Origin of the sequence: Burkholderia ambifaria AMMD (assembly GCF_000203915.1) — a bacterium.
GTDB classification, from domain to species: Bacteria; Pseudomonadota; Gammaproteobacteria; order Burkholderiales; family Burkholderiaceae; genus Burkholderia; species Burkholderia ambifaria.
The window spans coordinates 1708727-1733715 of the sequence record NC_008391.1; the positions used below are offsets into that span (position 1 = coordinate 1708727).

General features: G+C 64.0%; 22 protein-coding genes. 8 read left to right on the forward strand and 14 right to left on the reverse strand.

Going from position 1 to position 24989, the window contains the following annotated elements; translation table 11 throughout:
* Window positions 1-10 precede the first annotated feature (10 nt).
* Window positions 11-1213: a 3-oxoadipyl-CoA thiolase gene (gene pcaF / locus BAMB_RS23620; protein WP_041491539.1), complete on the reverse strand. Its 1203-nt coding sequence runs from the start codon at window positions 1211-1213 to the stop codon at window positions 11-13.
* Window positions 1214-1440: 227 nt separating this feature from the next.
* On the opposite strand from pcaF, the gene BAMB_RS23625 reads away from it, so the two are divergent.
* Complete coding sequence (locus BAMB_RS23625) at window positions 1441-2229, forward strand: IclR family transcriptional regulator (RefSeq protein ID WP_041491540.1); 789 nt, start codon at window positions 1441-1443, stop codon at window positions 2227-2229.
* Window positions 2230-2760: 531 nt separating this feature from the next.
* On the opposite strand, the gene BAMB_RS23630 is transcribed toward BAMB_RS23625, so the two are convergent.
* The 5 genes from BAMB_RS23630 to BAMB_RS23650 all read right to left on the reverse strand — a co-directional run bounded on the left by BAMB_RS23630 (window position 2761) and on the right by BAMB_RS23650 (window position 8286).
* The gene (locus BAMB_RS23630) at window positions 2761-4092 is read right to left on the reverse strand and encodes an MFS transporter (protein ID WP_011659675.1); all 1332 of its coding nucleotides are present in this window, start codon (window positions 4090-4092) and stop codon (window positions 2761-2763) included.
* A gap of 63 nt (window positions 4093-4155) precedes the next feature.
* Window positions 4156-5346, reverse strand: a complete 1191-nt coding sequence (locus BAMB_RS23635; protein ID WP_011659676.1) for a M20 aminoacylase family protein — start codon at window positions 5344-5346, stop codon at window positions 4156-4158.
* A gap of 374 nt (window positions 5347-5720) precedes the next feature.
* Window positions 5721-6791: an alkene reductase gene (locus BAMB_RS23640; RefSeq protein WP_011659677.1), complete on the reverse strand. Its 1071-nt coding sequence runs from the start codon at window positions 6789-6791 to the stop codon at window positions 5721-5723.
* A gap of 55 nt (window positions 6792-6846) precedes the next feature.
* Window positions 6847-7422, reverse strand: a complete 576-nt coding sequence (locus tag BAMB_RS23645; protein ID WP_011659678.1) for an isochorismatase family protein — start codon at window positions 7420-7422, stop codon at window positions 6847-6849.
* 30 nt (window positions 7423-7452) lie between these two features.
* Entirely contained in the window at window positions 7453-8286 is an 834-nt protein-coding gene (locus BAMB_RS23650) for a pirin family protein (protein WP_041491541.1), read from the reverse strand.
* A gap of 241 nt (window positions 8287-8527) precedes the next feature.
* Here BAMB_RS23650 and BAMB_RS23655 point away from each other — a divergent pair, with 241 nt between their 5' ends.
* The 5 genes from BAMB_RS23655 to BAMB_RS23675 all read left to right on the forward strand — a co-directional run bounded on the left by BAMB_RS23655 (window position 8528) and on the right by BAMB_RS23675 (window position 15698).
* Window positions 8528-9409, forward strand: coding sequence for a LysR family transcriptional regulator (locus BAMB_RS23655; protein WP_011659680.1), 882 nt, complete (start codon window positions 8528-8530; stop codon window positions 9407-9409).
* Between the two features lie 705 nt (window positions 9410-10114).
* Entirely contained in the window at window positions 10115-11731 is a 1617-nt protein-coding gene (locus BAMB_RS23660; protein WP_011659681.1) for a tryptophan halogenase family protein, read from the forward strand.
* Window positions 11731-12816 (forward strand): monodechloroaminopyrrolnitrin synthase PrnB family protein, encoded by a 1086-nt coding sequence (locus tag BAMB_RS23665; RefSeq protein WP_011659682.1) that lies wholly within the window; start codon window positions 11731-11733, stop codon window positions 12814-12816. Before BAMB_RS23660 ends, BAMB_RS23665 begins: the two co-directional genes overlap by 1 nt.
* Window positions 12817-12860: 44 nt before the next feature.
* A complete protein-coding gene (locus BAMB_RS23670; RefSeq protein ID WP_011659683.1) occupies window positions 12861-14561 on the forward strand; it encodes an NAD(P)/FAD-dependent oxidoreductase in 1701 nt (566 codons plus the stop codon).
* Window positions 14562-14585: 24 nt separating this feature from the next.
* Complete coding sequence (locus BAMB_RS23675) at window positions 14586-15698, forward strand: Rieske 2Fe-2S domain-containing protein (RefSeq protein ID WP_011659684.1); 1113 nt, start codon at window positions 14586-14588, stop codon at window positions 15696-15698.
* Window positions 15699-15749: 51 nt separating this feature from the next.
* On the opposite strand, the gene BAMB_RS23680 is transcribed toward BAMB_RS23675, so the two are convergent.
* From BAMB_RS23680 to BAMB_RS23710, 7 genes are all read right to left on the reverse strand, one after another.
* Window positions 15750-16751, reverse strand: a complete 1002-nt coding sequence (locus BAMB_RS23680) for an NADP-dependent oxidoreductase (protein WP_041491692.1) — start codon at window positions 16749-16751, stop codon at window positions 15750-15752.
* Window positions 16752-16817: 66 nt separating this feature from the next.
* Window positions 16818-17681 (reverse strand): alpha/beta fold hydrolase, encoded by an 864-nt coding sequence (locus BAMB_RS23685; RefSeq protein WP_011659686.1) that lies wholly within the window; start codon window positions 17679-17681, stop codon window positions 16818-16820.
* Window positions 17682-17828: 147 nt separating this feature from the next.
* A complete protein-coding gene (locus tag BAMB_RS23690; RefSeq protein ID WP_011659687.1) occupies window positions 17829-19079 on the reverse strand; it encodes an NADH:flavin oxidoreductase/NADH oxidase family protein in 1251 nt (416 codons plus the stop codon).
* 6 nt (window positions 19080-19085) lie between these two features.
* Window positions 19086-19484 carry a hypothetical protein gene (locus BAMB_RS23695; protein ID WP_011659688.1) on the reverse strand — a complete coding sequence of 133 codons (399 nt, stop codon included), beginning with the start codon at window positions 19482-19484 and terminating at the stop codon, window positions 19086-19088.
* Window positions 19485-19538: 54 nt separating this feature from the next.
* Window positions 19539-20384, reverse strand: coding sequence for an alpha/beta fold hydrolase (locus tag BAMB_RS23700; protein WP_041491693.1), 846 nt, complete (start codon window positions 20382-20384; stop codon window positions 19539-19541).
* Between the two features lie 40 nt (window positions 20385-20424).
* Window positions 20425-21213, reverse strand: a complete 789-nt coding sequence (locus BAMB_RS23705) for an SDR family NAD(P)-dependent oxidoreductase (protein ID WP_011659690.1) — start codon at window positions 21211-21213, stop codon at window positions 20425-20427.
* 57 nt (window positions 21214-21270) lie between these two features.
* A complete protein-coding gene (locus BAMB_RS23710; RefSeq protein WP_011659691.1) occupies window positions 21271-22353 on the reverse strand; it encodes an alkene reductase in 1083 nt (360 codons plus the stop codon).
* Between the two features lie 131 nt (window positions 22354-22484).
* Here BAMB_RS23710 and BAMB_RS23715 point away from each other — a divergent pair, with 131 nt between their 5' ends.
* Entirely contained in the window at window positions 22485-23114 is a 630-nt protein-coding gene (locus tag BAMB_RS23715) for a TetR/AcrR family transcriptional regulator (RefSeq protein ID WP_011659692.1), read from the forward strand.
* Window positions 23115-23192: 78 nt separating this feature from the next.
* On the opposite strand, the gene BAMB_RS23720 is transcribed toward BAMB_RS23715, so the two are convergent.
* Window positions 23193-24113, reverse strand: a complete 921-nt coding sequence (locus BAMB_RS23720; protein ID WP_011659693.1) for a LysR family transcriptional regulator — start codon at window positions 24111-24113, stop codon at window positions 23193-23195.
* Window positions 24114-24223: 110 nt separating this feature from the next.
* On the opposite strand from BAMB_RS23720, the gene BAMB_RS23725 reads away from it, so the two are divergent.
* Window positions 24224-24961 carry an SDR family oxidoreductase gene (locus tag BAMB_RS23725; protein WP_011659694.1) on the forward strand — a complete coding sequence of 246 codons (738 nt, stop codon included), beginning with the start codon at window positions 24224-24226 and terminating at the stop codon, window positions 24959-24961.
* Window positions 24962-24989: the final 28 nt, after the last annotated feature.

Genomic DNA, 24989 nt, shown 5'->3' on the forward strand with positions numbered 1-24989 from the left:
CTTCACCGCATCACACGCGTTCGATCGCGATCGCGATGCCTTGGCCGACGCCGATGCACATCGTGCACAGCGCGAAGCGGCCGTTGGTGCGATGCAGCTGGTACATCGCGGTCGTGACCAGACGCGCGCCCGACGCGCCGAGCGGATGGCCGAGCGCGATCGCGCCGCCGTTCGGGTTCACGCGAGGGTCGTCGTCGGCGACGCCGAGCATGCGCAGCACCGCGAGACCCTGCGACGCGAACGCTTCGTTCAGCTCGATCACGTCGAACTGGTCGATCGTCATCCCGAGCCGCGCGAGCAGCTTCTGCGTGGCCGGCGCGGGGCCGATGCCCATCACGCGCGGCGCGACGCCGGCCGTCGCGATGCCGAGCACGCGGGCGCGCGGCGTCAGGCCGAAGCGCTTCGCGGTGGCCTCGTTCGCGAGCAGCAGCGCAGCGGCGCCGTCGTTGACGCCTGACGCGTTGCCGGCCGTGACCGAGCCGTCCGGACGCACGACGCCCTTCAGCTTCGCGAGCGCTTCGAGCGACGTTTCGCGCGGATGCTCGTCACGCGAAAAGACGACCGGATCGCCCTTCTTCTGCGGAATCGTGACCGATACGATTTCCTCGGCGAGCGTGCCGTCCTGTTGCGCACGCGCGGCCTTCTGCTGGCTGCGCAGCGCAAACAGATCCTGATCGGCGCGGCTGATGTTGTAGTCGACCGCGACGTTCTCGCCTGTCTCCGGCATCGAATCCACGCCATGCAGCTGTTTCATCAGCGGATTGACGAAACGCCAGCCGATTGTCGTGTCGTAGATGTCGGCCTGGCGCGCGAATGCGCTGGCGGCCTTGCCCATCACGAACGGCGCGCGCGTCATGCTTTCGACGCCGCCGGCCACCATCAGCGCGGCCTCGCCCGACTTGATCGCGCGCGCGGCCACGCCGACCGCGTCCATCCCGGAACCGCACAGGCGGTTGATCGTCGAACCCGGCACGCCCTCCGGCAGGCCCGCGAGCAGCGCGGACATGCGCGCGACGTTGCGGTTGTCCTCGCCGGCCTGGTTCGCGCAGCCGTAGATCACGTCGTCGATCGCCGTCCAGTCGACGTCGCGGTTGCGCTCGACGAGCGCCTTGAGCGGCACCGCGCCGAGGTCGTCGGCGCGCACGCCGGACAGCGCGCCGCCGTAACGGCCGATCGGGGTACGAATCGCATCACACAGAAAAGCTTCGGTCATCAGTGTCTCCGGTCTCATGCAAAGCAGGGAAGTGAATGAAACGCGCCCCTTGCATTGCCCGCCGGGATGCGCTTAAATGTTCTATATACGAACATAAGATCGTGTATCGAACGTTCAACGCATCATAGGGAGTGCGGGGACAACCTGTCAAGCGCCCGGTCGGCGGGGCGGTTGGCGTGTCAGGCCCCATGCGCTATCTTCTCGGCTGCACGACAATCCGACCGTTCATGACAACCGAAGACATCCAGACGAAACCCGGCGACTCCTATGTGCAGTCGTTCGCGCGCGGCCTCGCGGTGATCCGCGCGTTCGACGCCCAGCGCCCGGAGCAGACGCTCACCGAGGTCGCCTCGGCCACCGGGCTGACCCGCGCGGGCGCGCGCCGGATCCTGCTGACGCTGCAGACGCTCGGCTACGTCGAAGCGGACGGCCGGCTGTTCCGGCTCACGCCGAAGATCCTCGAGCTCGGCTTCGCGTATCTCACGTCGATGCCGTTCTGGAATCTCGCCGATCCGGTGATGGAGCAATTGTCCGCGCAGATCCACGAAAGCTGCTCGGCCGCCGTGCTCGACCGCACCGAGATCGTCTACGTGCTGCGCGTGCCGACCCGCAAGATCATGACGATCAATCTGTCGATCGGCAGCCGCCTGCCCGCGTACTGCACGTCGATGGGCCGCGTGCTGCTGTCCGCGCTCGACGACGCGGCGCTCGACGAAACGCTCGCGCAGAGCAGCATTCGCGCGCATACGCCCCGCACGATCACCGACATCGGCGAGCTGAAGGCGACGATCGCGCAGGCGCGCCAGCAAGGCTGGGCCGTGGTCGACCAGGAACTGGAAGTGGGCCTGATGTCGATTTCCGCGCCGATCCGCAACCGGCGCGGGCAGGTGATCGCCGCGATGAACATCAGCGGCAACGCGCAGCGGCATACCGCGAAGCAGATGGTGAAGGAGTTTCTCGGGCCGCTGCAGCAGGCCGCGCAGACGGTGTCGGAGCTGGTGGCACGGCGCGGGTAAATCGGCCTGGCGCGCGCGGGACGTTTCCCTCGCAGCCGGGGCGCCGCGGTGGGCTGCCTCGATTTTCGTGTCGCGATACGACGATTCGCGCATAAAAAGACGGGCGGCATGCGCCGCCCGCTCAACTCTCTGACTCTATTGCAACGTCCTTCTCACGGAGGGCGGAGCGAACCCCGCACCCACCAATTTAGTGACGCGGCAAAGCGTGGTCAATTTGACTAGAACGAAATTGCACGGCGCTTTTCGGTCAGCGTGCCGCCCGGCCGCTCACGCGCCCAGCAACATCCCGTTGCGCACCGGTACCGTCCCCGTTACGCGCCCGAGCGGCGCGCCGGCCGTCACGAAGCGGATCGCGCGCCGCATGTAGAACACGCCGTCGGTGCTGCTCGATACCGTCGTGATCGCGCCGGTCAGCGGATCGACGATGTCGACCAGCGGATCGCCCGCGCGAATCGTCGCGCTGATCGCCGACCGGCGAACGCGCCCCCCTCGCCCGTCGGCCGGCGCGGATCACCCCAGCGGCGCGGCACGTCAGTCCATCGACTCGCGCGCGGTCTCGCGCAGCATCGCGACCGCGATCAGCGACAGCACCACGCATGCGGCCACATAGCCGGCCGGCGCGAGCTTGCTGCCGGTCGTCTTCACGAGCCAGGTCGCGACCAGCTGCGCGGTGCCGCCGAAAATCGTCACCGCGAGCGCATACGCGATCGAGATCCCCGTCGCGCGCACATGGCGCGGCAGCGATTCGCACATCAGCGCCATTTCGGATGCCGACCCGAGCGAATAGAACAGCAGCATCAGCGCAGTCAGCGGCAGGATCACCGACAGCGTCGGATGATGGTTCATCAGCCAGAACGCCGGGAACAGCAGCAGGACGAGCACGCCGCGGCCGACGAAGATCGGCATGCGCCGGCTGCCGAGACGGTCCGACAGCCAGCCGAACAGCGGACACGTCACCAGCATCACGCAGCCCGACGCGACGCCGACGAACATCGACAGCTTCATCGGCAGCCCGAGCGTATGGATCGCGTAGGTCGGCATGTAGAAGGTCAGGATGTAGGTCGACACCGTGCCGCCCATCACCGTCAGCATCAACAGCAGCACCGTGCGCGTGTGCCGCGAGAACAGCTCGAGCAGCACGCCGCGTTCGATGCCGTGGTGGCTGTCGCCGGGCGCATCGTCCGCGAGCCGGCGGCGCAGGTACATGCCGACTGGTGCGATCAGCACGCCCACGAAGAACGGCAGGCGCCAGCCCCAGCCCTCGAGCGCATCCTTCGTCAGCGTGTTCGACAGCAGCGCCGCGAAACCCGAACCCATCAGCGCGGCGCCGCCCTGCGTCGCGAGCTGCCAGCTCGCGCGGAACGCACGGTGCGACGTGCCGCCCTGCTCGATCAGCGTGGATGTCGCGGCGCCGAATTCGCCGCCCTGCGAGAAGCCCTGCATCAGCCGCGCGCAGACGACCAGCAGCGGCGCGGCCACGCCGGCCTGTGCGTAGGTCGGCGCGATCGCGATCAGGCCGGTGCCGAGCGCCATCAGCATGATCGTCAGGTTCAGCGCGGCCTTGCGGCCGCGGCGGTCCGCATAGACGCCGAGCACGACGCTGCCGAGCGGCCGCGTGAAGAAGCCGGCGGCAAACGTCGCGACCGACAGCAGCAGCGACGTGGTCGGGTCGCTCGACGGGAAGAACAGCTTGCCGATCAGTACTGCGAAAAAGCCGTACACGGTGAAATCGAAGAACTCCAGCCAGTTGCCGATCACGGCCGCCGCGATCGCGCCGCGCTTCGTGACGGCCGGTGCGCCGCGCGTATCGGTTCCGGCGGCGCCCGTCGACGCGGGGTGCAGCGCGAGATGGTCTTTCTGCATCGTTCGTCTCTCCTCTCAATGCGGCCGGAAGCGCCGGCCGGTCGTCGCCCGCCGCCGCCGGGATTACTGCCCGAGGTAACGCTCCACGAGGCGCGTCCAGAACGCCGCGCCGATCGGCAGATTGCGATCGTTGAAGTCGTACTTCGGGTTGTGCACCATGCAGCCGTCTTCCCCTTCGCCATTGCCGAGCCGCACGAACGAGCCGGGCCGCTGCTGCAGCATGAACGCGAAATCCTCGCTGCCCATCAGCAGGTCGGCCTGCTCGACGACGTGCGCGTCGCCGACCAGCTCGCGCGCGACCTGCGCGGCAAAATTCGTTTCGGCATCCGTATTGACGACGACCGGATAGCCTTCGATGTACTCGACGAGTGCGGTCGCGCCGTAGCTCGCGGCCTGCGACTCGGCGAGCTCGACGATGCGGCGCTTCAGCAGCGCGCGCACTTCCGGGCTGAACGAACGCACGCTGAGCTCGAGGCGCGCGCCGTTCGGAATCACGTTGTTCGCGGTGCCGGCGTGCATCGAGCCGACCGTGACGACCGCCGGCTGCGACGGGTCGACGTTGCGCGCGACGATCGTCTGCAGCGCCATCACGATGCTCGCCGCGACGACCACCGGGTCGACCGTCAGGTGCGGCCGCGCCGCGTGGCCGCCGACGCCCTCGATCGAGATGATCGCCTTGTCGCCGGCCGACATGAACGGGCCGCGCCGCGTGAGGAACACGCCGGGCGCCGCGCCCGGATGGTTGTGCATGCCGAACACCGCGTCGCACGGAAAACGCTCGAACAGGCCGTCGTCGATCATCTTCTTCGCGCCGCTGTCGACGCCGTGCTCTTCGGCCGGCTGGAAATACAGGTGCACGGTGCCGGAGAAGTTGCGCGTCTTCGCGAGATGCTGCGCGGCGCCGAGCAGCATCGTCGTGTGGCCGTCGTGGCCGCACGCGTGCATCTTGCCGTGCGTGCCGCTTGCATACGGCAGGCCCGTCGCCTCGAGGATCGGCAGCGCATCCATGTCCGCGCGGATGCCGATGCGGCGCGTGCCGTCGCCGACCCGCAGCGTGCCGACCACCCCCGTCTGCCCGACCCCGCGCGTCACCTGCCAGCCCCATTGCTCGAGCTTGTCGGCAACGAGCGCGGCCGTTTCGTGCTCCTCGTACGCGAGTTCCGGGTGGTGGTGAATGTGATGGCGGATCTCGCGCAGCCCGGCGGCGGCGGGCATCAGATCCTCGATTTCGGTGAATCGGACGTCGGTGGTCATCGAGCGGCTCCTGCTGATGGGAAAGCGAGCCACTATATCGAGCCGATATCGGCTCAATAAGATGCGGAATTTTTCACCGCGATAAGTTTTTTTAATCAGGGTTAATACGGGGTCATTCATGCGCGCGGCAAGACACCGATGTCCGCGGCGACAGCCCGCTTGATGTGTTGCATTGCTTTGAGGAAGCGGCGGCCGCGCGAGCCGTCGAAAGAACGGGGACGTTCGTGGCGAAGGTGTATCGCGACGCGGCCATGAGAGCTATCGACCTGGTCAAGAACCCTGAGCTGACCCACCCTTGGACGTATCCAGCTCTGCCAGCAGGACGCTGGGAGAACTGGATGGGCCAGCAATTCGGCAATCCGCCTGCGCGGCTATTACATCTGCGCGCCTTGCATCGACGGGTAATCGATGTAGCCTTCGGCGCCGCCAGCGTAGAAGGTATTACGGTCACCCGTGTTCAGCGGCGCGTTCGCCTTGAGGCGCTCCAGGAAGTCCGGATTAGCCAGAATGGCCTGACCATAGGCCTCGATGTCCGCCAGACCGGCCTTGACGTCCGAGCCGATCTGCTCGCGCGGCCGGCTGGGGCGGTTGACGATCAGCACCGTCCTCCACAGCGCCCGGATATCGGCCAGGAGCGGCTCGTTTCCCACGTGCAGAAGGTGGAGATAGGCCAACCCCAGTTTGTCCAGCTCGCGCACCAGATAGCGGTACAGGTCGGGACCTTCGGTGCCCTCGTCAATGCCGTTCATGGGAACGCCCGGCGACAGGCGAATGCCGGTGCGACCCGGTCCGATTTCCTCGGCGATGGCCTTGGCGACTTCGATCGCGAATCGGGCACGGTTCTCGATCGAGCCACCGTAGGCATCCGTCCGGGTGTTCGCGCTCGGTGCGATGAACTGGTGGATCAGATAGCCATTGGCACCATGGATCTCGACGCCATCGGCCCCGGCCTCGACGGCGCGGCGTGCGGCGATGCGGAAGTCGTTGACGGTCGCGGCGATCTCGTCAACGCTCAATGCACGCGGCTCCGGGATGTCGACCATGCCATTCAGCGTGAACATCTGGGCGCCTGGGGCAATTCGCGACGGCGCGACCGGCTGGCGATGATGGGGGGTGTTGTCAGGGTGCGAAACACGCCCGACGTGCATCAACTGAATGAACAGACGGCTACCCTTGGCGTGCACGGCAGAAGCAACGCCGCGCCAGCCCGCTACATGCGCATCGGTGTAGATGCCGGGGGTGGCCAGATAACCCTGACCATCATCCGACGGCTGCGTACCTTCGCTGATCAACAGACCGACGCTGGCGCGCTGGGCATAGTACTCGGCCGCCAGGTCGCCCGGCGTGCCGTCCGGCTTGGCGCGACTGCGCGTCATGGGCGCCATCGCGAAGCGGTTGGATAGTTCGATTGCGCCCAGTTCAACAGGCTGCCAGATATGTGTCATTTTTCGTTCCTCTATATGTTCCGAATCGAGCACTCCGGGTGCCGAAGCGAATGCGTTAGCCGATATTCAATGCCTGAACCAGCTGGCCACCTTCAGGCGTGCTCCAACTGCCGGCCAGTTCGGCGATGAGCTGGTTGGTGCTCGTCAAGGTGACGCCTGCACGCTCCATGCGGCGCAACGCAATGTCGTCGGCAATCTTGCTGGGCGAGCCACCTGCGTCGGCGACCACCTGCACCTCGTGGCCCTGTCCAACCAGGGTCAGCGCCGGATACACCGTACAGACGTCGTTGGTGACGCCTGCCAGGATGAACTTCGTACGGCCGGTCGCCTTGACGGCAGCAGCGAACGCTTCGTCGTCCATAGCATTGACGATGCCCGCGCGCTTGATGCGAGCAGCGAATTCGTCGGGAAGGATGGCTTCGAGCTCGCTCAGCAGCGGGCCTTGAGCCGCCTCTTCCATGCTGGAAGTCAGCACCGTCGGGATGCTGAGGATCTTGGCAGCCTTGGCGAGAATGATGGCATTCCTCTTCATTTCATCGAAGGATGTGGAAGTCACCCAGCCCATGGTACCGACTTGGTGGTCGATGAGGAGCAACGCTGCGCTCGCACCGGTGAGTCGTTGGAAAGTCACGATGTTCTCCTGGAGAAATTGACGTGCGGATTAAAGGTGGTTTGCAGGCACGATGGGGGAATCCAACGTGCCGAATTCACCGCGCTGGTAGGCGGCTATCGCGGATGCCAGCGCTGCACTCGAAGCCATGGCCATCGGGCCTTGCCAATGCACCGGCTGGCGTAACGGCGGTCCGCTGAAGAGCACGGCTTTTGCGTTACCTCGTGTCGCCGAAAGGACGAGTTCGTGTCCCGTCTTCTGCGCAGGAAACGCCGGCACGGCGAATTGCTCGCGCTCGAAAAGCTGCCCGTTGATCGCCAGGTCGCCGTAGATCGGCATCACGAATGCAGCATGTCCCGCGGGAACAGGCACGCAGAGTTCAGCGCCATCGTGCAGGGCGATATCGAGCAAGGTCAGCTCGGTCGGGGTTTCCAATGGCGACTTGGCACTACTGAATGTTCCAAGAGGCACCCGCACCTTGGCGCCAGCCGCATGGATCACCGGCACGTCGGAAGGCGCCAGGCTCAACGCGAACGGCGCGCCGTTCTGCCGCGCCTCGGGAAGGTTCACGAAGATCTGCAGGGTATGGACCGTCTTGCCTGTCTCGACGGGGAACTCTTCGTGCACCACGCCCCGCCCGGCGGCTGTCCAGTGCAGCCCACCAGGCTGGATCACATTGTGATTGCCGAGTGAATCACGATTGTCGATGCCGGTTTCCGAATCGAGGAACAGATAGGACACCGCAGAAAATCCGGCGTGCGGATGGGCGGGAAACTGAGGGGCGCTGATCCACGCGTGGTCCACGCCCAGAATCGGGTCGATCGGCTCGCCGTTGCCGCCCTCCGCGCGCAACGAATAGGCGCGGAAGTGGCTGCTCAGATTCATCGGTCGCAGGCGGGAAATCACCGGAGAGACGACTACTGGTTTTGCTTGCGCCGACGCCGTCACACCGCGCTCGTCGAGCAAGTCACCTGGCCGGCCATCGGCCGGGGGTCGAATCGCATCGGGGGTAATTGATTGGCTCATGGTCAGGTCCGCTGAATCGCAAGGCCCCATCATGAACCGGCTCGTTTACGGGATAAACCGGCTCCAGTAGAATTCATTGCTCCAATATTGGAGCAATGGTATGACCCATCTCGATGACATGGCGCTGTTCGTGGAGGTCGTGAAGGCCAAAGGGTTTCGGGGCGCGGCCGATGCGTTGGGCATGCCCAATTCAACCTTGTCTCGCCGTATAGGTGCCTTGGAAAAGGCGATCGGTTTGCGGCTGCTGCATCGCACGACGCGCAAGGTCGAACCGACGGAAGCCGGGCTGCTGTACTACGAACGCAGCAAGCGCATCGTCGAGGAGGCGAGGCTCGTTCATGAGCAGCTCGGAGAAATGCTTGCCCAGCCCAGCGGGCTGTTGCGCGCGTCGTTCCCCGAAGGCTTCGCCAACATCTTCCTGGCTCCGTTGGTGGCCGAGTTTGCCCGGCGCTATCCCGGCATACGCTTCGAGTTTGATTTATCCCCTCGCCTGGCAGATCTGGTGAGCGACCCGGTTGATGTCGCCATTCGGATGGGCGAGCCCGCCAACTCCAACTTGATCGCTCGCCAGCTTGCGCGATTGCCGCGACATCTCTACGCCTCACCTCGCTATCTCGATATGTTGGGCGAACCTCAGCATCCCGACGAGCTTGTCCAGCATGAATGTTTGCGGCTGCGCGGATCAAAGTCCGATATCTGGACCGTGCAAAACAGAGATGAAACGGTGGACGTCGCAGTTGGAGGACGGTTTCTGCTCAACAGCGTCGGCATGATCCAACGCCTGGCAGCCCTGGACATGGGGATTGCCATATTGGCGGAGAGCATCGTTACCGATGACGTAGCCCAGGGGCGGTTACGTCGTGTGTTGCCACAGTGGGAGGCCACCCCGGTACCCGTCTATGCATTGACCGAAACCCGTCTTTTGCCGGCGAAGACCCAGCGGTTCATCGACTTCCTGCGAGAGCATCTCTCGAGCATCTGACGCATCCACATTGATCAGCATGACGGTCGGACGATGACTGAATCGCTCAGGTGCGCGCCCACGCGTCGGCAGTTCTGGGCTCTCCGAATCTTTCTACCTTTAGAACCCGGACTATTTCTGGGGTAAGGGCCAATTGGCACCTTTGTTTCGCAAATAGCGACGCCATTATTCCCCCGTCAATCAAGTCGTTCATTTCGCATTTTTATACAATAAATTCGTTGACGCACACACCCCCAACGAAAAAGTAAATTTCTCGTTTTTAAAAAATTAAATCGTTTGTTATCGGATACTCCGCCGATATTGAGTATTTCTCTGGATTAACCGAGATTGATATGAAATTTTGCGAGACGTGCCATCGCGAACACTGCTAAGGTGCGTCGGTGCGGCTGCGCGCATGGTCCGGCGAGCCTCGACAAGCCCTTGCGCGGTGTGCCGCCGCTGCAATGGGCGCCTTGCATTATTCGATTGTGCTTCTCTATTTTCATTGATAGCGGAACAGCCTCAGACGAAAGTCTGGGACTGCGGCCAATGATGTCCGGATTTTGCGCGGAGGGGGCATCTCTTGCCGCGATTTCACCACGCCTTCCCGGTGTCATTTATCGCGATGAATCAGACACGTTATGACGCGTTACCGGACGAGTTGCGCGTTCAACTCGACAAGGCGTCACTATCCATTGAGGTTTTAAATCCTATGGGAAAGGTGGCATGAGCAATCCGATCAAGAATATCGTTATCGTCGGCGGCGGCACCGCGGGGTGGATGACCGCCTCGTACCTCGTCCGGGCGCTCCAGCAGCAGGCGAACATCACGCTCATCGAGTCCGCGGCGATCCCCCGCATCGGCGTGGGCGAGGCAACCATCCCGAGTTTGCAGAAGGTGTTCTTCGACTTCCTCGGGATACCGGAGCGGGAGTGGATGCCGCAGGTGAACGGTGCGTTCAAGGCCGCGATCAAGTTCGTGAACTGGAGGAAGTCGCCCGACCCCTCGCGCGACGATCACTTCTACCATCTGTTCGGCAACGTGCCGAACTGCGATGGCGTGCCGCTTACCCACTACTGGCTGCGCAAGCGCGAGCAGGGCTTCCAGCAGCCGATGGAGTACGCGTGCTATCCGCAGCCCGGCGCGCTCGACGGCAAGCTGGCACCCTGCCTGGCCGACGGCACGCGTCAGATGTCCCACGCGTGGCACTTCGACGCGCATCTGGTGGCCGACTTCCTGAAGCGCTGGGCCGTCGAACGGGGGGTGAAGCGCGTGGTCGACGAGGTCGTGGACGTTCACCTGGACGAGCGCGGCTACATCTCCAGCCTGTCCACCAAGGAGGGGCGCACGCTGGAGGCGGACCTGTTCATCGACTGCTCCGGCATGCGCGGGCTCCTGATCAATCAGGCCCTGAAGGAGCCCTTCATCGACATGTCCGACCACCTGCTGTGCGACAGCGCGGTCGCCAGCGCCGTGCCCCACGACGACGTGCGCGACGGGATCGAGCCGTACACCTCGGCGATCGCGATGAACTCCGGGTGGACCTGGAAGATTCCGATGCTCGGCCGGTTCGGCAGCGGCTACGTGTTCTCGAGCAAGTTCACGTCGCGCGACCAGGCCACCGCCGACTTCCTCAAACTGTGGGGCCTCTCGGACAATCAGCCGCTCAACCAGATCAAGTTCCGGGTCGGGCGCAACAGGCGCGCGTGGGTCAACAACTGCGTGTCGATCGGGCTGTCGTCGTGCTTTCTCGAGCCGCTGGAATCGACGGGCATCTACTTCATCTACGCGGCGCTTTACCAGCTCGTCAAGCACTTCCCCGACACGTCGTTCGACCCGCGGTTGAGCGACGCATTCAACGCCGAGATCGTCTACATGTTCGACGACTGCCGGGATTTCGTGCAGGCGCACTACTTCACCACGTCGCGCGACGACACGCCGTTCTGGCTCGCGAACCGGCACGACCTGCGGCTCTCGGACGCCATCAAGGAGAAGGTTCAGCGCTACAAGGCGGGGCTGCCGCTGACCACCACGTCGTTCGACGATTCGATGTACTACGAAACCTTCGACTACGAATTCAAGAACTTCTGGTTGAACGGCAACTACTACTGCATCTTTGCCGGCTTGGGGCTACTGCCCGACCGGTCGCTGCCGCTGTTGCAGCACCGACCGGAGTCGATCGAGAAGGCCGAGGCGATGTTCGCCAGCATCCGGCGCGAGGCCGAGCGTCTGCGCACGAGCCTGCCGACGAACTACGACTACCTGCGCTCGCTGCGTGACGGCGACGCGGGGGTGTCTCGCAGCCAGCGCGGGTCGACGCTCGCGGCGCAGGAAATCCTGTAGTGGAGCGCACCCTGGACCGGGTTGGCGCATTCGCGGCCACGCACGCCGCGGTGGCGGCCTGCGATCCGCTGCACGCGCGCGCGCTCGTTCTGCAGCTGCCGGGCCTGAACCGTAAAAAGGACGTGCCCGGTATCGTCGGCCTGCTGCGCGAGTTTCTCCCGACGCGCGGCGTGCCCGCCGGCTGGGGCTTCGTCGAAGCCGCCGCCGCGATGCGGGACATCGGGTTCTTCCTCGGGTCGCTCAAGCGGCACGGACACGAGCCCGCGGACGCGGTGCCCGGGCTCGAGCCGGTGCTGCTCGACCTGGCGCGCGCGACCGACCTGCCGCCGCGCGAGACGCTCCTGCATGTGACGGTCTGGAACCCCGCGGCGGCCGACGCGCAGCGCAGCTACACCGGGCTCCCCGACGAAGCGCACTTGCTCGAGAGCGTGCGCATCTCGATGGCGGCGCTCGAGGCGGCCATCGCGGTGACCGTCGAGCTGTCCGACGTGTCCCTGCGCTCGCCCGCGTTCGCGCAGGGCTGCGACGAGCTGGCAGCCTATCTGCAGAAAATGGTCGAGTCGATCGTGTACGCGTATCGCTTCATCTCGCTGCAGGTCTTCTACGACGAGCTGCGGCCCTACTACGAACCGATTCGAATCGGAGGCCAGAGCTACCTCGGCCCCGGTGCCGTGGAAATGCCCCTCTTCGTGCTGGAGCACGTGCTGTGGGGCTCGCAATCGGACCACCAGGCCTATCGAGAATTCAAGGAGACGTACCTGCCCTACGTGCTTCCCGCGTTCCGTGCGGTCTACGCGCGGTTCGCCGGCGAGCCGGCGCTCCTCGACCGCGCGCTCGGCGAGGCGCATGCGATCGGCACGCGGAGCGAGCCCGTGCGGGCCGGCCTGGCGGCCCTCGACCGGGTCTTCGAGGTTCTGCTGCGCTTCCGGGCGCCTCACGTCAAATTGGCCGAGCGCGCGTACGAAGTCGGGCGAAGCGGCCCCAGCATCGGCAGCGGCGGGTACGCGCCCAGCATGCTCGGCGATCTGCTCACGCTCACGCGCGCCGCGCGGTCTCGCATCCGCGCCGCGCTCGACGCATCCTGACACACGCGGCCATGTGTTCCATCTCACAAGGAGAGTTTGCCCCCATGACTCAGATGAGCCCCGCGAACGGGCGCGATAGCAACCACTTCGACGTGATCATCCTCGGCTCGGGCATGTCCGGCACCCAGATGGGCGCCATCCTGGCCAAACAAAAATTTCGAGTGCTGATCATCGAAGAGTCGTCGCATCCGCGGTTCACGATCGGCGAATCGTCGATCCCCGAGACGTCTCTGATGAACCGCATCATCGCCGATCGCTACGGCATCCCGGAGCTCGACCACATCACGTCGTTCTACTCGACGCAGCGTTACGTCGCGTCGAGCACGGGCATCAAGCGCAACTTCGGCTTCGTGTTCCACAAGCCCGGCCAGGAGCACGACCCGAAGGAGTTCACGCAGTGCGTGATTCCCGAGCTGCCGTGGGGCCCGGAGAGCCATTATTACCGGCAAGACGTCGACGCCTACCTGTTGCAAGCCGCCATCAAATACGGCTGCACGGTCCGCCAGAGGACGAGCGTGACCGAATATCACGCGGACAAGGACGGCGTCGCGGTGACCACTGCCCAGGGCGATCGGTTCACCGGCCGCTACATGATCGACTGCGGCGGGCCGCGCGCGCCGCTCGCGACCAAGTTCGGGCTCCGCGAAGAGCCGTGCCGCTTCAAGACGCACTCGCGCAGCCTCTACACGCACATGCTCGGGGTCAAGCCGTTCGACGACATCTTCAAGGTCAAGGGGCAGCGCTGGCGCTGGCACGAGGGAACCCTGCACCACATGTTCGACGGCGGCTGGCTGTGGGTGATTCCGTTCAACAACCACCCGCGCTCGACCAACAACCTGGTGAGCGTCGGCCTGCAGCTCGACCCGCGCGTCTACCCGAAAACGGACATCTCCGCGCAGCAGGAATTCGACGAGTTCCTCGCGCGGTTCCCGAGCATCGGCGCGCAGTTCCGGGACGCCGTGCCGGTGCGCGACTGGGTCAGGACCGACCGCCTGCAGTTCTCGTCGAGCGCCTGCGTCGGCGACCGCTACTGCCTGATGCTGCACGCGAACGGGTTCATCGACCCGCTGTTCTCCCGCGGGCTCGAGAACACCGCGGTGACCATCCATGCGCTCGCGGCGCGCCTCATCAAGGCGCTGCGCGACGACGACTTCTCCCCCGAGCGCTTCGAGTATATCGAGCGCCTGCAGCAAAAGCTGCTGGACCACAACGACGACTTCGTCAGCAGCTGCTACACGGCGTTCAAGGACTTCCGGCTGTGGGACGCGTTCCACAGGCTGTGGGCGGTCGGCACGATCCTCGGGCAGTTCCGGCTGGTGCAAGCCCACGCGAGGTTCCGCGCGTCGCGCGACGAGGGCGACCTCGATCACCTCGACAACGACCCGCCGTACCTCGGGTACCTGTGCGCGGACATGGAGGAGTACTACCAGTTGTTCAACGACGCCAAGGCCGAGGTCGAGGCCGTGAGCGCCGGGGACAAGCCGGCCGAGGAGGCCGCGGCGAGAATTCACGCCCTCATCGACGAACGGGAGTTCGCCAAGCCGATGTTCGGCTTCGGGTACTGCATCACGGGGGAAAAGCCGCAGCTCAACAACTCGAAGTACAGCCTGCTGCCGGCGATGAAGCTGATGTACTGGACGCAAACCAGCGCGCCGGCAGAGGTGAAAAAGTACTTCGACTACAACCCGATGTTCGCGCTGCTCAGGGCGTACATCACGACCCGCATCGGCCTGGCGCTGAAGTAATCGACCAACGACGACACAAAAACGATGGACGACATTCAATTCGATGAAGCGAGCGTCAAGGCGCAACCCCAAGCGGCGTACGACGCGACCACGCTCGTGGCCGCGAGCTGGTACGTCGCGATGCGCTCGGACGCCCTCAAGGACAAGCCGACGGAGTTGACGCTGTTCGGCCGTCCGTGCGTGGCGTGGCGCGGCACGACGGGCCGGGCCGTGGTGATGGACCGCCACTGCGCGCACCTCGGCGCGAACCTGGCCGACGGGCAGATCAAGGACGGGTGCATCCAGTGCCCGTTTCACCACTGGCGCTACGACGAGCAGGGCCAGTGCGTTCACATCCCCGGCCACAGCCAGACGGTGAGCCGGCTGGAGCCCGTCCCGCGCGGGGCGCGCCAGCCGACGCTGGTCACCGCCGAGCGATACGGCTACGTGTGGGTCTGGTACGGCTCACCGCAGCCGCTGCACCCGCTGCCCGAAATTGCCGCGGCCGACGTCGACAACAGCGACTTCATGCACGTGCACTTCGCGTTCGAGACGACGACGGCGGTGTTGCGGATCGTCGAAAACTTCTACGACGCGCAGCACGCAACTCCCGTGCACGCGCTGCCGATCTCGGCCTTCGAGCTCAAGCTCTTCGACGATTGGCGCCCGTGGCCGGAGGTCGAGTCGCTGGCCCGGGCGGGCGCGTGGTTCGGCGCCGGGATCGACTTCACCGTGAACCGATACTTCGGGCCCCTCGGCATGCTGTCGCGCGCGCTCGGCATGGACATGTCGCAGATGAACCTGCACTTCGACGGCTACCCCGGCGGGTGCGTCATGACGGTCGCGCTGGACGGCGACGTCAAATACAAGCTGCTCCAGTGCGTGACGCCGGTGAGCGACGGCAAGAACGTCATGCACATGCTCATCTCGATCAAGAAGGTGGGCGGGATCCTGCGCCGCGCGACCGACTTCGTGCTGTTCGGGCTGCAGACCAAGCAGGCCGCGGGGTACGACGTCAAGATCTGGAACGGGATGAAGCCGGACGGCGGCGGCGCGTACAGCAAGTACGACAAGCTCGTGCTCAAGTACCGCGCGTTTTACCGGGGGTGGGTCGACCGTGTCGCCGAGCCAGCCACACGACCGCGCCGCCGCGAGTGAACGCCGAGACATGCGCCGTTCGAAGCCTCGGGCGGCGTTCCTCGCAATCCTTCACTTGATCCTGACGACGACCTTGCCCTTGGCGCGTCCTTGGGCCAGGTATTCCAGTGCATCCTTTGCTTGTTCAAACGGAAATACCTTGTCGATCACAGGATGGATACGTTCGGATTCGAGCAGTTTGCCGATCTCGGCGAGTTGAGCTCCGTCGGGGCGTACGAAGAGAAACGAGTACGTGACGCCTCGCTTTTTCGCAAGCCGCATGATCTTGCGGCTCATCAGGCCGAATACGAACTGCAGAATGAAGTTCAGCCCGCGAGCACGGGCGAACGCTGCGTCCAGCGGCCCGATAAGAGAGACGATCTTACCGCCCGGCTTCAGGATTCCTACCGATTTTTCAACCGCGTCACCCCTGATCGTGCCAAGCGCCACATCGTAGTCGTGCAGCACTTTCTCGAACGCTTGCTTCTTGTAGTCGATTACTTCGTCCGCGCCGAGGCTTGTCACCAACGGGATATTGCCCGTGCTGGTATTGGTTCCCACCTTGGCGGCGAAATATTTGGCCAGCTGGATCGCAAACGTTCCAATACCGCCGGACCCCGCGGGAATGAACACCTTCTGACCCGCCTGAAGATTGGCACGCTCCTTCAGTGCTTGCCATGAAGTGAGCCCGACCATGGGGACCGAGGCGGCCTGCACGAAGTCCAGATTGACCGGTATCGGGGCTGCAGCGCTCTCCGGTACCACGGCAAATTCGGCGATGGATCCTCTTCCAAGGTCGAACAGACTTGCAAATATGGCGTCGCCTTTCTTGAAGCGAGTGACGCGGCCGCCGACATCGATCACGATACCGGCCAGATCGCTGCCCATGGTCGCGGGCAACTGGAACTTCACGACGGGTTTGAACATGCCCGTTGGAATCATGTTGTCGATCGGGTTCACCCCCGCGGCGTGAACCTCGACCAGCAGTTCGTCGGGCTCGAGCGTGGGGCGCGGCACTTCGGCGAACCCGATCTCGGGTGATTTGCCATAGCGTTTGAATGTGAGTGCTTTCATGTTGCGCTTGCTCCGATGCTGCGTTGTATTCGCGAGAAACTTCATACCCTCTGGTCTACAAGGTATTCATTGCGATAGAAATTCCAGTGCCGTGGGTACGAAGTTGGCGTAATGCTGGAAGATTCCGCCGTGGCCGGCGTCCTGATAAATGACGAGTTGCGCCTGCGGTATGCGGCGGGCCATATCGTGGCTGAGCGCGGTGGGCACCATGATGTCGTTATCCCCATTGGCGATCAGGACAGGCATGGGCAGGCTGGCGATATCCTGGGGCGCCTGCTGGCCCCACGCCTTGATCGCCTTGAGTTGACGAAGGAAGGCGCGAGGTGTCGGCCCCTTGTCGCGGCCAGCCTTACGTTCCTTCAACCGTTTCAAGAAGGCGCTTGCCGCCTGCTGGCCGTTGGTTGTGGACGTGAAGAACAGATACGCCTTCGAATCGCGCAGCGTTAGCAGGCCTTTGAGCATGAGTGGCGTGGACACGGCACCCACACGATCGATACCGTGACCGCCGGCAGGGCCCGTGCCAGTGAGAATGAGCTTGCGCACCAGGCCTGGCGCCTTGAGCGCCACGTCCTGCGCGACGAAGCCGCCAAGCGAGAAGCCGAGCAGATCGACTTGATCGAAACCCATTGCGCGAATCAGCGCGATGGTGTCGCGCGCCATCTCGTCCACGGTCACGGGCGCGATGCCACCGGATAAGCCGATTCCTCGATAGTCGATGGCGATAACGCGATGTTTTTGCGCCAAGCCATCGACGATGCGCGGATCGAAGTTGTCCAGCACCGCGCCCCAATGGTTCAGCAAAACCAAAGGAATGCCGCCGTGCGGACCCAGTTCGCGGTAGGCGAAGCGGGTTCCTGCCGCATTGACGAACTTGTTCGGTGCCCGTGCATACGACGTTATCGACTGGGTGTCCGCGTTGATGCTCTTCATCATTCACTCCTGGGTGCTGCTTTCATATGTCGAGCATCATGCTGACCGGAAAAAAGGTGGGACTTCAATCCGCGCCGAAAACCGATGCTCAAGTGTGGCCTCAAGCATCGATTCGGACAACGACTCTTCGTCGACTGCGCGCGGCGCTCAAATGCGCGCCCGCAGACGCCGCGTGCGAAACGTTCCCCAGCCGCTGCTGAAAGCAGACTTCAAGAATGCTGCAAGTCCGCCCTCGTCGGGGCGCGGTTCTCTCCCCCTCGCAATGCGCTTGAGCTGGCGCGTGTACCACAGCACCTCCATGATTCCGAGGCGATCGACAGCCTTGAGGCCGGTACTGATTGGTTGCACCTGCTGCGGGCTGTCGCGCCCTTGAAGCAAGGCGGCGGGCGCATCGGGATCGATCGCGAGCAGCCGCGCCAGGCCCACCACATCCAGCGCGCTGGAGTGCAGCGCCGCGTTCATGCCGGCGGCGGTCCGAAAACCACCGGTCACCATGAGCGGCACGTTGACTGCCGCGCGCACCTTCTGGGCAAAATCAAGGAAGTAGGCTTCCCGCGCCGCGGTGGATGCCTTCTTCGGTTCTTGCATCGCCCCGCTCATGGCAGGCGCCTCATAGGTACCGCCGGAAATCTCGATCAGATCGATCCCCGCATCGCTCAGCGCGCGGATTGTCTCGATCGATTCTTCTTCCGTAAAACCACCGCGCTGGAAGTCGGCCGAATTGAGCTTGATTCCCACCGGGAAGTCCGGGCCGACCTGCCGGCGGATTTCCGCATAGACGGCCAGGACGAAGCGGCGCCGCTTCTCGGGACTGCCGCCCCATTCGTCGCTGCGGCGGTTGTGGTGCGGAGAAAGAAATTGGCTGATCAGATAACCATGGGCTCCATGGATCTCTACGCCACTGAACCCGGCCTTCCTGCAAATGGCCGCGCTGCGCCCGAAGCGCTCGATGATGTCTTGAATCTCGGACGGGGTCGCTTCGCGCGGTGTCTCGAAGAATGCCACCATGTCCTCGCGGAAAGGAACCGCGGAGGGCGCCAGGTTGAAGGCGTTCAAACCCTTGGTCGATTGCTTTCCAGGATGGTTGAGCTGCACCCAGATCGACGCCCCTTGCGCGGTTGCAGCCTCCGCCCACTGGCGCAGCACGGGCAAGTCTGCGTCGTCCTCAATCACGACATTCCCGGGCTCGCCCAACGCGCGGCGGTCGATCATCACGTTCCCCGTCATGATCAGTCCGAGCCCCGACGCAGCCCAGCGTCGGTACAACTTCACCAGGTCCGGTGTCGGGCGATTATCGTAGGTGCCCAGGGTCTCGCTCATGGCGGCCTTGGCGAGCCGGTTGCGCAGCACGCTGCCATTGGGCAGGCGCAGCGGCTGGTTCAGCAAATCGGGTTTCATGGCAACTCAGAAGACGGTGCGGTCGTAAGGCAAGACGATTTTCGGAGGCTGCAGGAACGCCGTCAGGCCCTGGAACCACAACACTTCCCGGAAGTCGCCACTGATGATCAGGTCTTTACTGCCCACTCCCCTGAGGAAGGCCGCCTGGGCATCCTTGGCCGACAGAATCTCGAAGCCTTTGGCGGCACTCGTAAAGGTGAGCGTGAATCGAGGCGTCGCTGCCAGCCCCGCAAACGATCGGACGGTGCCATCTTTGATCACAAAGTAGCGCCCGGCACCCGAAACCGTACGAATCTGGCATACCAGGTTCTTGGACGCAACGTAGCGCGCGGCGTTGGCGTCGCGCCTGATCTTGCGTCTCAGCAGCTGGGCGAATGCCCACAACAGGAACTTGAACTTGAGCATTTCGGCATCCTTTTGATCTGAGAAAAGTGCGTTCGAACCATGACGAGCGTCGCGTCACTCGCTCAGGAACTGAACTGCGTGACCCAGGAAGCGTTGCGGGTACTGAAACTGCGCGGCGTGGCCGGCATCCGGGTAAATGAACAACTGCGCATTTGGCAGATTGCGCGCCATGTAGAAGGAGTTAATCGTCGGGACCATCACGTCGTTCACGCCATTGAGGATGAACGTAGGCTGCCGGATGCCGCGCAGATACGCGAAAGGATCGTCTTCCGAGAGCCTCGGCATATACAGCACGTTGGCCTCGATCTGTGCGATCGAGACCTCCGGCGAGGATGGCGGATCCTGGTCGGCTCGCATATGGCGCCGCTCCCAGAACGCCCTTGCCGCCTGCTCTGCTTCTGCTGATCGTCCGAAGAACAGGTAGAGAAAGTCTTCGAACACCGGGACCGGATTGACCGCGGTGGTCAACACGCGCTGCTCCATTTCCGGATTCCCCCCGCGCGGCCCGGTGCCCAGCAGCATCAGCTTGCGCACGAGCTCGGGATGGCGCCAGGTCAGGTCGAGCGCCTGAAACCCGCCCAGCGAAAAACCCAGAACGTCGATTTGCTGCAAGCCGAGTGCGCGAACGAAGGCCGCTGCGTCATCGGCCATGTCCTCGATGCGAGTTCGTGGTTGTCCGCCGGAGGAAGCGACGCCGCGACCGTTATAGAGAATGACTTCGCGGCTTTGGGCAAGCCCATCCGTCATCAGTGGATCCCAGTTGTCCATCCCGCCGCGGAAGTGCTGCAGGAACAGTAACGGCGGCTGCGAAGAATCTGCGTTACCCCAGCGGCGGTAGGCGAATCGAGTACCGTTGACATCCACGAAGCGCGTGGGCGTAGTGATATGGGTGTCGGTCATCGTGGTATCCATCGTTCCGCCGTTTGGTGCAATTGAATGGTCAAGCGCGGAGCTGATAACGCTCGGCCGCGTGTGCTTGTCGAATGTCCGACAACAGTCCCTGTCGAGCGCCATCCAGCGCGTCCCACCGCCCGGCTACGTGCAGCGGAGGGATCGTGACCAGTTCGCGACGGTCGAACCCGATCAGTGCGGCATCAACCAACTCGCCCACTTCCATCACCTCGGGCAGCGTGTTCACGTCGACCCCGGCGCGCTCCCAGATCTCCGTGCGCGTCGCCGCCGGCAGGACGGCTTGCACGTAGACACCCTTGGGTGACAACTCGAGATTCAGGCCCTGCGACAGGAACAGCACGAACGCCTTGGTCGCGCCGTAGATCGACATGCCGAACTCGGGCGCGAAACCCACCACCGAGCCAATGTTGACGATCGAGCCGTTACCGGACCGCACGAAGCGTGGCGCGACGGCGGCTGCAAGCCTCGTCAGTGCCGTCGTGTTGAGCGTGATCAGGCGTTCGATGCTTTCAGGGGTTTGCTGCAGGAAGCCGCCCGACTGAGCCACGCCGGCATTGTTGATCAGAATTCCTATTGGATCGTCATCGCGCAGACGAGCCTCGAGCGCGGACAGATCGGCGGACTGGGTCAGGTCGGCCTGCAGCACTTCCACGGCCACACCGCTTTCCTCACGCAGGCGCGCTGCCAGGGCATCGAGTCGCGCCTTGTCGCGGGCGACGAGGACGAGGTCATGGCCACGCCGAGCGAAGCGCTCGGCGTAGGTGGCACCGATGCCGCTGGAGGCGCCGGTGATGAGGACGGTCGGAAGCGAGGTCATGGGTACTTTCCTTTGCAAGGGTTCTTCTGGCGGAGACTCAGTCAAGGGCACGAAGCCTTAGCCGGAAATCGTCGGGTAATCGATGTAGCCCGCCGCGCCGCCACCATAGAGCGTCGCCGGGTTGAGTTGCGTCAGCGGTGCGCCGTGCTTCAGGCGTTCGACCAGGTCCGGGTTGCTGATGAACGGACGGCCGAACGCGAACAAGTCGGCTCTGCCCTCATTGAGTTGAGTGGTGGCGAATTCCACGTCGTAGCCGTTGTTGGCCAGATAGGTCTGCTTGAAACGGCGGCGCAGCGCGTCATAGTCGAACGCGGCGACATCGCGTGGGCCGCCCGTCGCGCCTTCGACCACGTGCAGATAGACGATGCGCTGCGCGTTGAGCTGTTCGGCGATGTAGTCGTACTGCGCTTGCGGATCGCTGCAGGAAATGCCGTTTGCCGGCGAAACCGGCGAGATGCGCACGCCGGTGCGCTCTGCGCCGATTTCCTTGACCACTGCGGCGACCACTTCGAGCAGCAGCCGCGCACGATTCTCGATCGAGCCGCCGTAGTCGTCGGTGCGCTGGTTGGCTCCGTCCTTGATGAACTGCTCCAGCAGATATCCGTTCGCGCCGTGAATTTCCACGCCGTCGAAACCTGCGGCAATCGCGTTGGCCGCAGCCTGTCGAAAGTCGTTCACGATGCCCGGCAGCTCGGCGAGCTCCAGCGCGCGCGGCTCGGACACGTCGGCAAATCCGTTGTTGACGAAGGTTTTCGTCTCGGCGCGGATCGCGGAAGGCGCGACCGGCGCCGTGCCGCCAGGTTGCAGGTCGGTGTGCGAGACGCGGCCCACATGCCAGAGCTGCACGAAGATGCGTCCACCCTTGGCATGGACGGCGTCCGTGACCCTCCGCCAGCCAGCAATCTGCTCGGGTGTGTACAGGCCGGGCGTGTCCTGATAGCCCTGGGCCTGGGCCGAAACCTGAGTGGCCTCGGTGATGATCAGGCCGGCCGACGCGCGCTGCGCGTAGTAGGTCGCGGCAAGCTCGCTGGGCACCAGCCCGGCGCCGGCACGGTTGCGGGTCAGCGGTGCCATGACGATGCGATTGGTGAGCGTCAGGTCACCGAGGGCGTACGGCTCGAAAAGCGTTTTCTCTGACATGTCGTTCCAGCTCGGGTGGTGAGAATGTCTTAATGATGACGGTCATAATCTAACGTGTCAAGACTTTGATGACGACCAACATCAATGTATAGTCAGGCCATCAGACAGGAACGCGCCCACGGAGAGGAAAAGTGAAAGTCACCAAGGCACAGGCCCAGGCCAACCGGGCCCACGTTGTCGAAACAGCGTCGACGCTATTCAGGGAGCGCGGTTTTGATGGGGTCGGAGTTGCTGATCTGATGAGTGCAGCCGGGTTCACCCACGGCGGCTTCTACAAGCACTTCCGCTCGAAGGCCGATCTGATGGCGGAATCGGCGGCCTGCGGCATGGCGCAGACCGTTGCGCTGTCGGCCGGGGTGGACGCAGCGGAGTTCGTGCGACAGTATCTCGCGCGCGAGCACCGCGACGCGCGCGCAACCGGCTGCACGATGGCCGCGCTGGGTGGGGATGCCGCGCGTCAACCCGAGGCGGTCCGGGCCACCTTCGCGGACGGCATCGAAAGACTGCTGGCGGCGTTGGTCCAGGAACGTGATCCGTCAGACGGTGCAGACGCGGCGGAGGCGCGAGCCGACTGCCTCGACATCATGGCGCATGCGGTCGGCGCGATTGTGTTGTCGCGCGCATGCCCGGATGATTCGCCACTGGCCGACGAAATCCTGACGGTATGCCGTGACAAGATTCTCGCGACACTCGGTCCGTCGAAGACAGCGCGCAAACCGGGCCGCAATCAGGGGAACGACAGCTCCGCCCAGTCGAAGTGACGCCGGGCGGCGGTGGCTGTGTGGAAGGGCTTTACATTGTTTACCGCAGCGAACCACCCGAACATCATCGGACAAGCGTCACTTATCGGCCGCATACGAAGCAAACACCTTCGTCAGGTGTGCGACGAATGCTTTGACATTCGGACTGCTGCGCCGGCTCTCCGGCCACAGCGCCGTGATCGTGGAGCGCGGTTCGACGAACTCGGTGAGGACCTGCACCAGCTCCCCGCGCTTGACGTAGGAATCGGCCACATAGGCGGGTGTGATGCCGACGCCTCCGCCGGCGACCATCACGGCGGCGACGGCATCGCTGGTATCGACGACGATGCCGGCGTCCGGTATCAGGTCGAGCGATCCGTCACCGGTGACAAAATTCCAGCGAAAGACCTGTCCTGAACTCTGAAATCGGAAATTCACGCAATCGTGATCCACGAGGTCGTCGGGGTGTTTGGGAACACCGCGCCGGGCCAGATAGTCCGGGGACGCGTACGCGCCGATATGGTGAGGGGAAAGCTGGCGCGAGATCAGACGAGAACCGGTTAGATCTCCTACGCGAATGGCCACATCGACGCCTTCACCGACCAGATCGACGAAATGGTCGCCCAGGCGCAGGTCGATGGACAGCTTGGGGAAACGCTTCCGAAACGCAGGTAGCGCAGGCGCGATCAGATGAATCCCGATCGGGAGCGGCGCGGTGACTTTCAGGGTGCCGGCCGGCTCGGATCGCGCCGAGACCGCGGCCTGCTCGATGGCCTCCATTTCCGCAAGCAGGCGCAACGTACGTTCATGCAGCTCGCGCCCCTCCTGGGTCAGCGTCAACGATCGGGTGGTCCGGTTGAACAGCTTGAGCTCGAAGTGCTGCTCGAGACGCTGGATGCTCTTGCTCACGGCGGACGGTGTGACGCCGAGCGCCCGAGCGGCGGCCGAATAACTCCCCAACGACGCCGCACGGCTGAATGCGATGAGACCCGTCAGGCGGTCCAGGCTGATTTGTTCCATGGCGGAATGATTGAAGAGAGTTTGGCGCTGATTATCAATATCAATTGGCAAGTATAGAGTGCTGTCCAAGACGCCGCACTGGGTTGCGTCAGCCGACAGGACCTACTTTCATGACTACCGATTTCGCCGCCCGTTCACTCGATAACAAGTCCGTCCTCATCATTGGCGGAACCTCCGGCATTGGCCTTTCCGCGGCCAAACAAGCGAAGGCCGCCGGGGCGAACGTCACCGTGATCGGCTTCAACGCGGAGGGCGCCGAACGCGTCGCCGCCGAGAATGGTTTCGCGGGTTGGCGCGCCGCCGACGTGACCAAGCCGGAGACCCTCACCGCGGCGCTGGCCGACATCGCACACGTCGACCATCTCGTCCTCCTCGCCGGGACCTTCGTGGCAGGCAAGGTGCTGGAAGCGGATGTCGACTATCTGCGTCGGGCGTTCGACGAACGTGTGTGGGCAGCCGTGCACACGTTGCGCACGCTCGGTGACCGCCTGGCCGCCGATGGCTCCATCACGTTCATTTCAGGCGTGCTGGCCGACCGGCCCAATGCGTACGGCACGGCCATTCTTGCGTCGGCGTCCGCCGCGATGGAAGCGCTGGCCCGTGGTTTGGTGCTTGAACTGGCGCCGCGCCGCGTCAACACCGTTTCGCCCGGCACCACCGACACGCCGCTGCTTGCCCGCACGCTCGGCGACGGTCGCGACGCATACGTGAACGCATTGAAAGAAAAATTGCCGCTGCATCGTTTGGGTACCGCCGACGAAGTGGGCGCCGCGGTGGTGTTCCTGATGAGCAACGGTTTCATGAACGGCGAGACGATCCACATCGACGGCGGCGCCCGTCTCGTGTGATGTGGCCTGAAAGGCTTCCGGTATTTCC